Annotated in this window: 15 protein-coding genes; 4 read left to right on the plus strand and 11 right to left on the minus strand. The window is 61.2% G+C overall.

The genetic code is table 11. From position 1 onward, the window contains the following. Nucleotides 1-10 precede the first annotated feature (10 nt). A complete protein-coding gene (rfbF, locus tag OHL11_RS16900; RefSeq protein ID WP_263372721.1) occupies nt 11-781 on the minus strand; it encodes a glucose-1-phosphate cytidylyltransferase in 771 nt (256 codons plus the stop codon). Nucleotides 782-879: 98 nt separating this feature from the next. On the opposite strand from rfbF, the gene rfbH reads away from it, so the two are divergent. Beyond that, a complete protein-coding gene (rfbH, locus tag OHL11_RS16905) occupies nt 880-2,262 on the plus strand; it encodes a lipopolysaccharide biosynthesis protein RfbH (RefSeq protein ID WP_263372722.1) in 1,383 nt (460 codons plus the stop codon). Here the strand turns inward: rfbH and OHL11_RS16910 are convergent. From OHL11_RS16910 to OHL11_RS16935, 6 genes are all read right to left on the minus strand, one after another. Beyond that, nucleotides 2,203-3,246, minus strand: coding sequence for an NAD-dependent epimerase/dehydratase family protein (locus OHL11_RS16910; RefSeq protein ID WP_263372723.1), 1,044 nt, complete (start codon nt 3,244-3,246; stop codon nt 2,203-2,205). The two genes, rfbH and OHL11_RS16910, sit on opposite strands and share 60 nt — an antisense overlap. Nucleotides 3,247-3,261: 15 nt before the next feature. Next, nucleotides 3,262-3,552 (minus strand): ankyrin repeat domain-containing protein, encoded by a 291-nt coding sequence (locus tag OHL11_RS16915; RefSeq protein WP_263372724.1) that lies wholly within the window; start codon nt 3,550-3,552, stop codon nt 3,262-3,264. After that, the gene (locus tag OHL11_RS16920) at nt 3,552-4,544 is read right to left on the minus strand and encodes a phosphorylase family protein (RefSeq protein ID WP_263372725.1); all 993 of its coding nucleotides are present in this window, start codon (nt 4,542-4,544) and stop codon (nt 3,552-3,554) included. Before OHL11_RS16920 ends, OHL11_RS16915 begins: the two co-directional genes overlap by 1 nt. A 65-nt stretch (nt 4,545-4,609) precedes the next feature. Continuing rightward, nucleotides 4,610-5,281 (minus strand): hypothetical protein, encoded by a 672-nt coding sequence (locus OHL11_RS16925; protein ID WP_263372726.1) that lies wholly within the window; start codon nt 5,279-5,281, stop codon nt 4,610-4,612. Between the two features lie 6 nt (nt 5,282-5,287). Further along, the gene (locus OHL11_RS16930; protein ID WP_263372727.1) at nt 5,288-5,899 is read right to left on the minus strand and encodes a D-sedoheptulose 7-phosphate isomerase; all 612 of its coding nucleotides are present in this window, start codon (nt 5,897-5,899) and stop codon (nt 5,288-5,290) included. Between the two features lie 74 nt (nt 5,900-5,973). Next, nucleotides 5,974-6,855, minus strand: coding sequence for an SDR family oxidoreductase (locus tag OHL11_RS16935; protein ID WP_263372728.1), 882 nt, complete (start codon nt 6,853-6,855; stop codon nt 5,974-5,976). Between the two features lie 176 nt (nt 6,856-7,031). Between OHL11_RS16935 and OHL11_RS16940 the strand changes: the two genes are divergently transcribed. Continuing rightward, nucleotides 7,032-7,718: a hypothetical protein gene (locus tag OHL11_RS16940; protein WP_263372729.1), complete on the plus strand. Its 687-nt coding sequence runs from the start codon at nt 7,032-7,034 to the stop codon at nt 7,716-7,718. After that, nucleotides 7,702-8,139 carry a hypothetical protein gene (locus OHL11_RS16945; protein ID WP_263372730.1) on the plus strand — a complete coding sequence of 146 codons (438 nt, stop codon included), beginning with the start codon at nt 7,702-7,704 and terminating at the stop codon, nt 8,137-8,139. Before OHL11_RS16940 ends, OHL11_RS16945 begins: the two co-directional genes overlap by 17 nt. On the opposite strand, the gene OHL11_RS16950 is transcribed toward OHL11_RS16945, so the two are convergent. Together OHL11_RS16950 and OHL11_RS16955 are read right to left on the minus strand one after the other, a co-directional pair. Continuing rightward, complete coding sequence (locus OHL11_RS16950; protein ID WP_263372731.1) at nt 8,140-9,972, minus strand: thiamine pyrophosphate-binding protein; 1,833 nt, start codon at nt 9,970-9,972, stop codon at nt 8,140-8,142. Beyond that, on the minus strand, nt 9,969-10,493 hold the full coding sequence (locus OHL11_RS16955; protein ID WP_263372732.1) for a KdsC family phosphatase: 525 nt from the start codon (nt 10,491-10,493) through the stop codon (nt 9,969-9,971). Before OHL11_RS16955 ends, OHL11_RS16950 begins: the two co-directional genes overlap by 4 nt. A gap of 73 nt (nt 10,494-10,566) precedes the next feature. Between OHL11_RS16955 and OHL11_RS16960 the strand changes: the two genes are divergently transcribed. Then, nucleotides 10,567-11,694, plus strand: a complete 1,128-nt coding sequence (locus OHL11_RS16960) for a GGDEF domain-containing protein (RefSeq protein WP_263372733.1) — start codon at nt 10,567-10,569, stop codon at nt 11,692-11,694. On the opposite strand, the gene OHL11_RS16965 is transcribed toward OHL11_RS16960, so the two are convergent. Beyond that, on the minus strand, nt 11,674-12,567 hold the full coding sequence (locus OHL11_RS16965; protein ID WP_263372734.1) for an N-acetylneuraminate synthase family protein: 894 nt from the start codon (nt 12,565-12,567) through the stop codon (nt 11,674-11,676). The two genes, OHL11_RS16960 and OHL11_RS16965, sit on opposite strands and share 21 nt — an antisense overlap. Further along, nucleotides 12,539-12,862: a hypothetical protein gene (locus OHL11_RS16970; RefSeq protein ID WP_263372735.1), complete on the minus strand. Its 324-nt coding sequence runs from the start codon at nt 12,860-12,862 to the stop codon at nt 12,539-12,541. Before OHL11_RS16970 ends, OHL11_RS16965 begins: the two co-directional genes overlap by 29 nt. Nucleotides 12,863-12,889 lie beyond the last annotated feature (27 nt).

Genomic DNA, 12,889 nt, shown 5'->3' on the forward strand with positions numbered 1-12,889 from the left:
CCTTCGGGGGCTACCAGGTCTTCCACGGCGCTCTGCCGCTCTGCCATAAAGCTTCGAGTTGGTTCTTGTCACGCAGCGTGTCCATCGCTTGCCAAAAGCCGCGATGGAAGAACGCACGCACCTCGTCGGCGGCTACGAGATCTTCAATGGGTTGGCGCTCGAACATCTCCGCGTCGTCCGTGATCGAGGCGAGTGCCCTGGGCGAGAGCACGAAGAAACCGCCGTTCACCCAGCCGCCTTCGTTCTTCGGCTTCTCTTCGAACGAGGTGACTGTCGTGCCATCGAGGCCGAGGCCGCCGAAGCGCGAAGTCGGTTGCACGCTCGTCATGGTGACGGCTTTGCCGTGCTGCTGGTGGAAGTCGATGCTCGCGGTGATGTCGATGTCAGCGAGGCCATCGCCATACGTCATGCAGAAGGCGTCTTCTCCTTCGAGGTACTGCTGCACACGGCGCAGTCGACCGCCGGTGCCGGTGGCGTCGCCGGTGTCGACGAGCGTTACGCGCCACGGTTCAGCGACGGAGTTGTGCACGGTCATTTTGTTCTGCTGCAGGTCGAAGGTGACATCGGAGGTGTGCAGGAAGTAGTTCGCGAAGAACTCCTTGATCATGTAGCCCTTGTAGCCGCAGCAGATGATGAAGTCGTTGACGCCGTGCTGCGAGTAGAGCTTCAGGATGTGCCAGAGGATCGGGCGTCCGCCGATCTCCACCATCGGCTTCGGGCGCGACGATGTTTCTTCGCTGATGCGTGTGCCGAGACCGCCGGCCAGGATGACTGCTTTCATTCTTAGAAACCGCTCATTTCAATTTGGAACGACAAGCTCACGATGCCCTCATCGTACAGCAGGGGCGCGGGGTTTTCGTTGCTAACCTGAGCCTCACGATGAGCACCCGTTCCAACGCGATACGCCAGCAGATCCTTGAACTGACGCGAGAGTTTCATGCGGAGCAGTTTGCTGCGCGCGAGTTTGTGGCGGGCTCGAGTGCGGTGCCGGTGTCGGGCAAGGTGATCGATGCCGATGATCTCTCAGCCGTCGTCGATGCGTCTCTCGATGGCTGGTTCACGACGGGGCGCTGGGCGCAGGAGTTCGAGCGCAGGCTGGCGCGGTGGGTTGGAGTGCGTTCAGCATCGCTAGTGAACTCGGGGTCGAGTGCAAACCTCGTCGCATTAAGCGCTCTGACGTCACCGCGACTCGGCGAGCGGCGATTGAAGCCCGGCGATGAGGTGATCACGGTCGCGTGTGGTTTTCCAACGACGGTGAACCCGATCTTTCAGAACCAGCTTGTGCCCGTATTTGTGGACGTGACGCGGTCGACCTATGAGATTGATGCCGACATGCTGGAGGCCGCGCGCAGTGACCGCACGCGGGCCGTGATGATTGCGCATACGCTGGGGAATGTCTTCGATCTGGACGCAGTGACGGCTTTCTGCCGCGCGCACGATCTATGGCTGATCGAAGACTGTTGCGACGCGCTCGGTTCCACCTGGAAGGGCAGGCAGGTCGGCACGTTTGGTGACCTTGCCACGCTGAGTTTTTATCCTGCGCACCACATCACGATGGGCGAAGGCGGAGCCGTGCTGACGAATAGCCCGCTGCTGCGGACAATCGTCGAGAGCTTTCGCGACTGGGGGCGGGATTGCTGGTGCGAACCCGGCGCGGATGACACATGTGGGCGGAGATTCGATCAGCAACTCGGCACGTTGCCCTGCGGCTACGACCACAAGTACACGTACTCGCACGTTGGCTACAACTTGAAGGCGACCGATATGCAGGCGGCGCTGGGTGTGAGCCAACTGGGCAAGCTGGACGAGTTCATCGCGACGCGGCGCAGGAATTTCGCGTATCTACAGCGCGCCTTTGCAGCGTTTGAAGAGTACCTTGTGCTGCCCGTCGCCATGCCCGAGGCGGAGCCAAGCTGGTTTGGGTTTGCCGTGGGCGTCAAGGAGGATGCTCCGTTTAGCCGTGATCAGATGGTGCGGGCTTTGAACGCGGCCAGGATCGGAACGCGGAATCTGTTTGCGGGGAATCTCGTGCGTCAGCCTGCGTATCAAGGGTTGAAGTATCGCGTCGTGGGGGCGCTCGAGAACACCGATTGGGTGATGCAGAATGTTTTCTGGCTCGGCGTTTATCCGGGGTTGGATGAGGCGATGTTGGACCATGTCGTGCGGACGGTCGATGCATTCATTGCGCAAGCCGTCGCCGGCCTACTGGTGATCGTTCAGGACTCGATGCCAGCGAGCGGTGCGCACCAGAGCCTCCGCTAGGGGGATGCGCACCTGCAGGCCGAGTTCATGGCGGGCACGTTGCACGCAAGGCACGTAGCTCTTCGCTGGTCCGGCCTGCAGTGCTTCTCCGACGTCTATCGCGAGGCCGGGCAGCAGTGTGTCAGCGGTGATCTGCGCCGCCTCACGAAGGCTGTACGCTTCGTCAGAGCCCACGTTGTAGACACGCTGCGAGCGACCTTGCACAAGCAACGTCCATAGCCAGACAGCAAGGTCCGCCGTGTGCATCCATGCTCGCCGGGGGGAACCGTCACCGCGAATGTGAATGGGGCGATGCTGCAATGCGTCGTCGATGAAGTTGCCGAGAGCGAAGTGCTGGTCGAGTGGAAGATATGGTCCGACGAAAGCAAAGCAGCGTGCGATGACGACGTCGAAACCTGCGTTGCGGGACGCCGCAAGACAGAGTTCCTCCGCAAGCACCTTCGCTTCGTCATAATTCGCGGCAGTGGCGTGAGCGTCGAGCAGCGGAGTGTCTTCGTCGAGGAAATTTTCTGAGCAGCTCCTGCCGTAGACGGCTCCGCTGGAGAGGTAGAGCAGACGCACAGACTGAGCGCGCAACTGCCGCAGGAGGTTGCGCGTGCCTGCAACGATCGACTCTGCCAATGCTACTTCGCTGACGAGCGCCTGCTTTCCGGCGGAGTCTGCGGCGGCATGGAGGACGTGGGTGAAGTCCATAGAGGGAAGCTCGCACTCTGCGAGGTCGCCCTGCAACAGCTTGATCGCATGGTCTTCCGCGATGTGCGGCGCGCTTGCGGCGAAGCTCTGTGCATCCCGCGTCAAGAGCGTGGCCGTGATGCCTAAGCTCAGCGTCCTGTTGGCATGGAGCAGCGATTCGACGAGAGTGCGCCCGAAGAAGCCGGTGCCACCCGCGATGAAGATCTTCGCATCGCGCAGAGCTTCAAACGCAGGGCGCGCGTGTTCGAGCACATGCGCTAGGTCCTCGTTCGGAATCGGGCGCGTGGGCATCACGAACGTTATCGGCTAGAGTGAAGCTCCGCGTGAGCGCAGGAAGGTTGCAAACTCTTCGTGGCCGCGTGCTTCTGCGATGGCCAGAGCGTTTTCGCCCTTGCTGTTGCGGTTGTTGGTGCTGGCGCCGCGCTCAAGAATCGCTTCGGCCATTTCGACATTGCCTTCAACGGCAGCGAGCATGAGGAGCGTCCAGCCGTTGGGGTTCGCGGCGTTCGGATCAAGCTTTGCGGCGAGCGCCGCGCGCAAGCCTTCTGCGTCGCCGCGCTTGATGAGGTTTTGTGCTGCACGATACGAGATAGCCATTACTTACAGTCTTTCAGCAGCGCTTGTGGATTCAGCGGATCGTTGTAGAACGACTCCGGGAAAGGGCTGGTCGTGGGTTCGGTCCATGTACCTGTGAGGAGTCGCTGACCATCATGCTCGATCAGGTCGAGCGCCACGCGGTTGGAGATGCGCTGCGCGAGCAGATGCGAGTTCGCTTCGCCCTTGGGAGCTTTCGGCGTGCCGTGATCCGCGGTCGGATAGGCGTAAATGCTGTTTGAGATCACCGAAACCTCGATGAACGGAACTTTGTAGAGCGTTGCCGCAAGGTTCGACGCCCAATCGCCGTCTTCGTCGATCTCGTGGAAGACCTTCATCGTGGCTTCGGTGTAGGCCTTGTTATCGCTCCAGATGGTCGAGGTGCCCTGGATGCCGAAGTAGAAGACCTGTGGCGTAGTGTCCCTGCGCACGGGCTCGCTGAAGGCGGGAAGCTTGGTCGTGTCGGCGACGCGCTTGGCGGAGCAGGCGAGCAGCTGCAGCATTTTCGGGTCGGCATAGAGACCGTCGAAGTGCAGCATGTCCTTCTGCATGGAGTTGAAGGTGCCGGGGTCGATGGTGCCGTCAGCGAGCAGATGGTACGCGCCGTGGTTCACGTTCTGTGCACCGAGCACGATGTCGCCGACGCCCATTTGTCCCTTCGGAAGATGGCCGCCGGAGGTGCCTGCATAAATCACGGTCTTCACGTTGAAGTCGCGGATCATGCTGAATTCGCCGAGCGCCCGCGCGAGCACGCCATCGGTCGGTTGCAGATACAGCACGACGGGCACGCCCGCGATGGTGCCGGAGTTGTACTGGAAAGGACCGTCAACGACGTCCTTGCGATCCTTGAGCGCCGTGTACCACTGGCTGTATTCAGGTGGTCCCTTGGGGATGAGCACGCCGATGCGTGGCGCTGCGTCGTAAGCAGGGAACTGCGCAAAAGCCGTGGCCGATACAGCGGCCAGCGCGAGCGATGCAAGCGTGCGAAGGATCATGCTGTAACGCTATCGCATTGTTTGATCTGTGGAAATGAAGTTTCGTATATCGCTATGCTACGTGGTCACTGCTTGTTGTCTGAATCCATCCAACTTCGGTCCATCCAACCGGTGTCCCCACCTCTCATGTAGGCCGCCTCGGCGATGAGCTTATCAAGCTTCGGGTCTTCCGGAGCATCCGCTCCTAGTGCTCTGAGCCCCGACAACACCTTCTTCGCCTCTTCGGGCTCGATCTCTGGAAGCATCCAACGGCGACCTTGCGAGGAGAAACGTATGCCTCTTATAGAAGCGCCCCAGTTGGAGGCAATAGTTGCGTATCGAAGTCCTGATACCTGGCCGAGAGGGTAGGTCTTGGACTTCATTGTTCGGTTTTTGAAGTCGAACCAAGCGGCGCGACTTACGACAAGCACGCTCTTGTCACAGTGAATGCTCTCGTCAGGAGGATAGGCCGCGCGAATATAGCTGGACCAAGGCCAACAAAGCAACGCATTCCCGATGGCTATGAGGATCAGCGGGGTCAGATCCAGACTATCGCGGCCACCGTCAATCATGAAGTGCCACATGCTCGGATCGCCATGTTTGCCCGGCAAGAGGAGAGCCAGGACATCCATGGTTATAAGAAACGCAGAGAAAATCAAAAGACCGTAGAGGCGCGCTCGCGGTTTCGATCGAGATGGAAGGAAACGGATATCCACGCTATCTGGTGTGATCGAGATGGAGAGGTGTTCCTTGGTCACGGCCGTTTACTCAGAGAGCTTTTTGGGCTGCTTGCCGAAGTCGGGGCCGAAGTAGAAGAGTTCGACCAGCATGCAGAGGATGTGTTCGAGCGCGAGGTGCGATTCCTGAATGTTCATCGTCACGTTCGATGGGATGATGACGTTCAGGTCCGCGAGCGACTTCATCTTGCCGCCGTCGTTGCCGGTGTAGGCGACGGTGTGGATGCCCATCTTCTTCGCTTGTTCGAGCGCGAGGACGCAGTTCTTCGAGTTGCCGGAGGTCGAGATCGCGAGCAGCACATCACCTTCGCGCCCCAACGCTTCCACCTGGCGTTCGAAGATGTGCTCAAAGCTGTGATCGTTGCCGATCGCCGTGAGGATCGACGAGTCCGTGGTGAGTGCGATGGCGCGCAGGGCTGGGCGGTCGATGGTGAGCCGCGCGACGAACTCGGCGACGAGATGCTGGGCGTCCGCGGCGGATCCACCGTTGCCGCAAACGAGCAGCTTGCCGCCGTTCTTCATGCTCTCTGCCGTAAGGCGTGCAGCCTCCACCACGATGGCGTGCAGGCTTTCATCGGCGGCGACCTTCGTCATCGTTTCAACGGACTGCAGCAACTGCTTCTTGACGATCTCGATCATGCAAACTCCAGAATGTTTTGGCGTCAGGGCCTATGGAAGGTAGAACACGACGGCGGCTGTGAGGTTGCTTGAGGCTAGGCGAGCGTTGCCTTCCAGTCGCGTATACCTTGCTCCGGCGCGCGCATCACTCCAGGGCCGATGAGCGCATTCAGCTTGTCGATCTTCAAGCCACCGAGCAGCGGGCGCGCGGCCTTTTGTGCAAGCTCTGGCGTGGTGAGCGACTGCAATGTATCTGTCGGCAGGCCAAGAATTTCGCAGGCGATCTGCGCGAACTCATAGCGTGAGAGAAACTGCGGTCCCGCGACGTGCACCAGACCGGTGGCGCCTTGTTCGAGCAGCTTCAGCGTGGCGGTTGCCAGATCGTCGACATGCGTCGGCGTAGCGAGCTGGTCGGTGGGGCAGCGCATCGTGTTGCCTGCGTTCAGAACGCGGGTCAGCGTGTAGAGAAAGTTCTTCTTCTGTGGATCGGGGCCGTAAACGGTGGTTGTGCGCAGCACCAGAGCGTTCGGATGCTCGCGCAGGATTGCCAACTCGCCATCGAGCTTCGTCTGGCCGTACACCGAAAGGGCATGGGGGGCTTCGTCCTCTGCGTAGGGGCCTGCTTCGCCGTCGAAAACGTAGTCCGTGGAGAGGAAGACGAAGGGCACGTCTTTCGCGGCGCGAGCCAGCGCCAGCGGGCCAAGATGGTTGGCGGCGGCGGCCCATGCCTGGTCCGTTTCGCAGCGCTCGACATCCGTTGCGCCAGCGGCGCAAATGACGGCTGCGGGCTTGGTGGCAGCAACGATTTCTGCGGCCAGCGATGGCTCTGCGGCCAGCTGCTCGAGGTCGAGCACCACCGTTGCTTCGCTTGGCGGACGACGCGCTGCGGGAATCGCCCGCGCGCCGAGTTGCGCGCAAAGCGCGGTTCCAAGCTGACCTGTTGACCCGACGACTAGAAAACCATTCTGTGAGCTCACAAGAGATAGTGTAGCGGCTGCGGGTGATGAGCACGTCGTGACCGCAAAGAAGCTGCTTTCTCAGTGCGTTGCGTCTGTTACGCTAACTCTGTCCTTCCGTAAGTAGCTTCTGGCTCTGTCGCCTGCGTCTCTGTGCGTCGGCGTGTGCGGACTTTCCTTGAAGGGGATATGAAGGGTTGAAGACGGTCAGGTTCCACTGGCAATGGCTATGGAAGGCACTCGTACTCGCAACCGCTAGTGTTGCCTTGGTGGGTTGCGGCACGGGCCCCGCCGCGTCAGACCCCATTCGAGTGATCTCTCAGGTGACGCCGAGTGCTGCCGGAGCTCCGATCGCGGTGGCCACTTACAACTCTTTCGAGTTCATCAGCTTTCAGGGAACGGGACAGATCTTCACGTATAGCGTTAGCAACGGGGAGCAATCGCTGGTTGCGAGTTACTCGATGCCATGCGCCGATCCTAGCGGCATGGGTGTCGTTTCCACCTCCAGCGTCACGGCACTGGCGGTTGTTTGCTATGACACGCAGTCGCTCGTCACACTCAGGATCGCCGCAGCCGGAACGCTCTCTCCTCTTGGAACGATGACCGGCCTGTCAACGCCGTTTCCCGGCGTCGCGATGGACGGAAAGACGATGTTTATCCCCCTCTTCGGGGTGAGCCACCTCTCTAACGGTGCTGTGGCGAAGGTTGATCTATCGAACCCGGTGGTGCCCGTACTGGTGAAGACTACGACGCTGGCCAGCCCTGCTTCCGGCGGGTTCGTGAACCCCGGCGCGCTGACCGTGGGAGCGGGCAAGGTTCTGGTCGCGGCCGGCTCAGAGAGCAAGCCCTATCGACCAATCGAGCAACGTGCAAGCGCTGGATGAAGCGACACTGACGCTGCAGGGAGTGCCGTTGACGGTGGCGCACTCTCCGCAAAAGATCGTGCTCAGCAATAACATCGCCTACGTGACGTTGTATGACGCAGGGCAGATCATCTCGATTGACGCAACGGTGCTGTCGAGCCTGCGTAGTTTGCAGACGTTTTCGCTGCCGTCGTGCGCGGCGATTCCTGTGCAGGTCGTCGGCACGTCCGTCTTTGTGGGTTGCTACGCGCAAGGCACGATCTTGCAACTGGACGCGAGCGCACCTCAGGCGATGACGGTGAAGAGCACCTTCAACAATATTCCTGGGCCGGAGTCATTCGCGATGATCAACGGCTACATGATCATCGTCGGTGGCTACACGGGCGCAAGCGTGTTCACCATGAACGTTGGCGGCGCGACGGGCATTAGCGGCCGCGTGTAATCACTCCTCCTCCAGCGGCTTCACGATCATGTTGGAAAGAAACTCTTCGCGTGGCAGGAACGGGAAGAGGTCTTCCAGCGGCCTGGAGACAAACGAGCCGTCTTCACGCTGATAACTCTGCAGCCGAGGCGCGCGCATTTCGTCAGCGATCACCCGCACATCGATCACCACGGGGCCCTCGAGCGCGAGCGCCCGCTGCACCTCCAGCCGCAGCCGCGTCTGGTCATGGATCGTGACTGCAGGAATGCCGTAGCTGTTCGCGACCTTCGTGAGATCGGGCACGGTGATGCCGGTTTCGCGGCTCGCACCAAGCTGTGGCTGGCCGAAGTAGGCTTCCTGTGAGGCGCGAATCGACGCATAGCCACCGTTGTTCAGCACGAAGATCTTCAGCGGCAGGTTGAGGCGGCGCACGGTCTCCAGCTCCTGAATATTGAACTGGAAGCCGCCGTCGCCGTCGACGAGGATCGTCCGCTGGCGCTCGCTGCCGAGAGAGACGGCGATCGCCATTGGCAAGCCATAGCCCATCGAGCCAAGCCCCGCCGTGTGGAAGAGGCGTTGTCCGTTGCGGGTGGGGCAGGCGAGCAGGAAGATCTCGATGCCCGCGCCCGAGGAGCCGGAGACGATCTTGTCCTGCGGCATGGATTCTGTGCCGATCACCTCCGCGAGGTGATAGATCGAGACCAGTCCCTCCGGCTTGCGATGTTCTTCGGTGACCACGCCGTAGCGATGCTTCCAGTCCGCGGCGCGCGCGTTCCATGCCGCCCAGCGTTCGTGGTCGAGCGGATCATGCATCGCCTTGAGTTGCGCTAGAAGCTCGTCGAGAAAGAGTCCAACGTCCGCAACGATCGGCTGCTGGAGATGCGGAGCGAGCTTCTGCAATTCGGCGGGATCAATGTCAACCGCGATGCGATGCGCCTCGCGCGCGAGGTGCTGTGGCGCGTAGCCGGTGATCGCCATATCGAGCCGCGCGCCAAGCACGAGCAGGCAGTCGCAGTTCTGCAACGCGAAGTTCGCTCCGCGCGCTGCAACGTTGCCGGGGCGGCCCACGAAGCTCGCCGTGTCGGACGGTACGAGGTCTGCGGCACACCACGTGGCCACTGTGGGAATGTTGAGCATGTGGCGTAGCTCGGTGAAGGCTTCTTCCGCGCGGGCAAGCCGCGTGCCGTTGCCGACGAAGAGCAGGGGGCGAGAGCTTTTGCGGAGTGCTTCGACGACGCGTGCGACCTCTGCTTGCAGGCTGTGGTCGGTGGTTCGATCCCGCTCAGCGCTATCAAAGCCTCGAAGCGTCGTCGGATCAGGAAGCGGTGCGGCTTGCACGTCGAGCGGGATATCAAGCCACACCGGTCCGGGGCGGCCTGTCGTTGCAAGGTGGAAGCACTTTTCCAGCTCGTAGCGCACGTCAAGCGGGTCGGTGAGCACCTTGGCGTACTTGGTGATCGGCGCAACGATCGAGGTGATGTCGATTTCCTGCACGCCGAGTTGGCGCATCCCGAGGTGCTTGCCGTTGGCATCGAACATGCGGTCGGGTCGCTTGACCTGCCCGGAGAGAAAGAGCGTTGGCGTGGAGTCGAGCCACGCGCCAGCGACGCCGGTGACAGCGTTCGTGCCTCCCGGGCCGGTGGTGACGAGGCAAACGCCGAGGCCGTTCGTGGCCTTCGCGTAGCTTTCGGCGCACATCGCGGAGGCCTGCTCGTGCGAGTTGCAAATCGCCTCAAGATTCGCGTTCTGCGCAAGCGACGCATTGAGGTGCATGGCCCCGCCGCCGCTGACGAGGAAGACGTGCTGAACGCCTTTGGAGGCGACGAACTGGAAGACGTAATCGGAAAGTTTCATGGTGTCTCGGGTGCAGGGAGTTGGAAGGTTTCGCGGCCGGTCAAGCCGCGCGCACGGAGCATGGCGTCGGCGAACTCACGCACGGCGCCGCATCCGCCGTTGCGCACGGTCACGAAGCCGTGGGCCTTCTGCACAAAGGCGATGACCTCGGCCGCCGCATCAGCCGGGCAGGCGGCAAGCGCTGCAAGCTCCATCGCGGGCAGGTCGTTCACGTCGTCGCCGACGAAGGCGATCTGATCAAGGTTCAACGCGTGGGCTTCCGCAAACTCGCGTAGTACAGATGCTTTATCGCGGACGCCTTTGCGTACGAAGGGGATACGCAGCTTCGCGGCGAAGCGATCGACTAAGGGTGAGGGTTCGCCCGAGATGAGCGCGAGCGTGATTCCCGCGCGGCGCAACAACGACAGCCCCATGATGTCGCGGAAGTGGAAGCTCTTCGTCTCCGCATCGGAGGCCGCGCTCCAGGTGAGACGTCCGTCCGTCAGGACGCCATCGACGTCAAACGCCACGGCCTTCATCATCAGGAGTTTGCGGCCTAGCGTCGAGGAACTCCGCGTATTTGTGGTGGAAGCGACTAAACTGGACCTAGTTCTCATGAATGTTCATTCGGTTCAACAACTGCAGGCGTGCATGTTGCTGGTCCTGGGCCTGGTAGTTCTTCTCGCGCATCAGACCAGTCGCTTGTCGAACGCCAATGCCAGCATCCGCTGGTTCTTTGCGGCTACGCTTTTCGGCGCGGCTGGCCTTGAGCTGCAGTCCTTTCGCGAGGTGTGGCCGCCGTTCCTGACGATCGTCTGCGGCAATCTCTTCTTCCTGATCATGCTGGCGCTGTTGAACAAGGCGCTGGCGCTCTACATCAACTACGAGCGTCCGGTTGTGCCGTACTTTGTCGTTCTGGCGTTCATCGTCACAGGCTTTCTGGCGTTCTACACCTACGTCCATCCGAACCTGCCGATCCGCATCCTCATCGCCTCGATTGGAATGCCATTCTTTCTGGTGCCGGCGGTGATTCTGCTGTTGCGGACGAAGATTCCGGAGGTGCGTGTGCCGGCTTACATCATGGCCACGATCTTCGCGGCCCACATCCTGAACAGCACGGTGTTTGTGGTGGCGATGGTGCGTGGCGCACATCTCACCGGCAACATTCGCTGGGTCGGCGTGGTGCTGATCGCTGGCATGTGTATGTGTTTTCTGTGGATGGATATGGTCCGCGGCCATGTCGAGCTGAGCGACATGGCGATGCGAGACCCGTTGACGGGCCTGCTGAATCGCCGTGGGCTTGAGGAGCTTGCACCGCAGATCATCGCTTCGGCCGCACGCCATCAACGCCCCGTCTCGTTGCTGACCGTAGACATCAATCTCTTCAAGCAGATCAACGACACGCACGGACACATGATCGGCGACGCCGGGTTGCTGGCAGTCGCCGAGGCACTCGAGAAGTCGATCCGATCGCGCGATCTTGCGGTGCGCGTGGGCGGTGACGAGTTCATGGTGCTGCTGCTGGACTGCCCGATGGCTGCCGCGGAGATGATCTGTCAGCGTATCCACGCCGAGCTCGCGTCCAAGGACCTGCGGACGCACGACCACAAGCCCTACGACTTGTCGGTTTCGATCGGTAGTTACACCGCCGTTCCTCGCACGGAAAGCACGTACGCCGACTTCGTTCACGCGAGCGATATGGACCTCTACCGGCAAAAGCAATCACGCTCCCGCTTGAGCTAATGCGTTTGCGCCAACGCGACGCAGCTTCTGCATGACGGGGATCTCTTCGTCGTAGACGCGCTTGATGCCGTCGCCCATGGACTGTTCGCAGAGCCGAATGTCGCGCACAAGACGGCTGATGCCGTTGGGCTCGAGCGATGCTGCCTGATCCGAACCCCACATCGCCCGATCGAGCGTGATGTGGCGCTCCACACAGCAGGCGCCGAGCACCGCGGCAGCCACTGAAGTGGGAATACCCGTCTCGTGGCCGGAGTATCCGACCGGTACGCCGTAGCGTTCGGCCATCGAGGGAATGGCTCGCAGGTTGAGCTCGCCGTACTGCGCGGGGTAAGTCGAGGTCGTGTGCAGGAGTACGAGGTCGTCGGTGCCGAGCACGCGGACAGCGTGATCGATCTCGTCATAGGTGCTCATTCCTGTGGAAGCGATGACGGGCTTTCCTGTGCGGCGGATGCGGCGCAGCAGGTTGTCATCCGTAAGCGACGCCGAGGCGACTTTGTAAGCAGGCGTGTCGAAGTGCTCCATGAAGTCGACCGAGGCCTCGTCCCACGGTGAGGCGAACCAGTCGATCTTCACCTGCTGGCAGAAGCTGGCGATCTCCGCGTAGTCGAGTTCGTCGAACTCGAGGCCGCGCTTGAGGTCGCCGTTGGTGGTGCCGAAGGGATTCGGGCGCGGAGCAGAGAGTTCCTTGGCGCTGTAGACGACCTCAACCGTGCGCTTCTGGAACTTGACCGCGTCGCAGCCCGCCGCGACGGCGACGGAGATGAGGCGCTTGGCGAGGTCGAGGTCGCCGTTATGGTTGATGCCGATCTCCGCAATGATGTAGCAGGGGAGACCCGGGCCGAGTTCACGCTTGCCGATCCTGACGCTCTTCATAGACAGCTCCGCTGGCCGGGCGAAGCGCCCGGCGAATACGGCGATTGTTGCAAGGCCGCGCGCCGTTGAGGTCGAGTTTCCGCAGTAAAAGAGGGCTTGTCGTTCCAAAAGCGGACAGATTTCCGCACAGGGTGTTGTAGAGTAAACGCAACTGATTCCTCCATTGCGTGTCCGCCGCGCGGCACCTCGTTGAGCCGTAGCGGCACACCTCAAAGTTCTCTTTCTCTAGCGCCTTGGCGTGCAGGGGATGAAGTATTTTCCGTCCGGGATTGCCGGATAACAGGATGGTGCTCATGGGTTTGTGTGGCAGCGTAGTCAAGTC

It is taken from the genome of Granulicella cerasi (assembly GCF_025685575.1).
Taxonomy (GTDB): domain Bacteria; phylum Acidobacteriota; class Terriglobia; order Terriglobales; family Acidobacteriaceae; genus Granulicella; species Granulicella cerasi.

Coding starts and splice junctions, on each gene's coding strand:
- rfbF (WP_263372721.1), bottom strand. CDS start 781: ATGAAAGCAGTCATCCTGGCCGGCGGTCTCGGCACACGCATCAGCGAA.
- OHL11_RS16960 (WP_263372733.1), top strand. CDS start 10,567: ATGAATGTTCATTCGGTTCAACAACTGCAGGCGTGCATGTTGCTGGTC.
- OHL11_RS16950 (WP_263372731.1), bottom strand. CDS start 9,972: ATGAAACTTTCCGATTACGTCTTCCAGTTCGTCGCCTCCAAAGGCGTT.
- OHL11_RS16915 (WP_263372724.1), bottom strand. CDS start 3,552: ATGGCTATCTCGTATCGTGCAGCACAAAACCTCATCAAGCGCGGCGAC.
- OHL11_RS16910 (WP_263372723.1), bottom strand. CDS start 3,246: ATGCCCACGCGCCCGATTCCGAACGAGGACCTAGCGCATGTGCTCGAA.
- OHL11_RS16955 (WP_263372732.1), bottom strand. CDS start 10,493: ATGATGAAGGCCGTGGCGTTTGACGTCGATGGCGTCCTGACGGACGGA.
- rfbH (WP_263372722.1), top strand. CDS start 880: ATGAGCACCCGTTCCAACGCGATACGCCAGCAGATCCTTGAACTGACG.
- OHL11_RS16930 (WP_263372727.1), bottom strand. CDS start 5,899: ATGATCGAGATCGTCAAGAAGCAGTTGCTGCAGTCCGTTGAAACGATG.
- OHL11_RS16970 (WP_263372735.1), bottom strand. CDS start 12,862: ATGAGCACCATCCTGTTATCCGGCAATCCCGGACGGAAAATACTTCAT.
- OHL11_RS16965 (WP_263372734.1), bottom strand. CDS start 12,567: ATGAAGAGCGTCAGGATCGGCAAGCGTGAACTCGGCCCGGGTCTCCCC.
- OHL11_RS16920 (WP_263372725.1), bottom strand. CDS start 4,544: ATGATCCTTCGCACGCTTGCATCGCTCGCGCTGGCCGCTGTATCGGCC.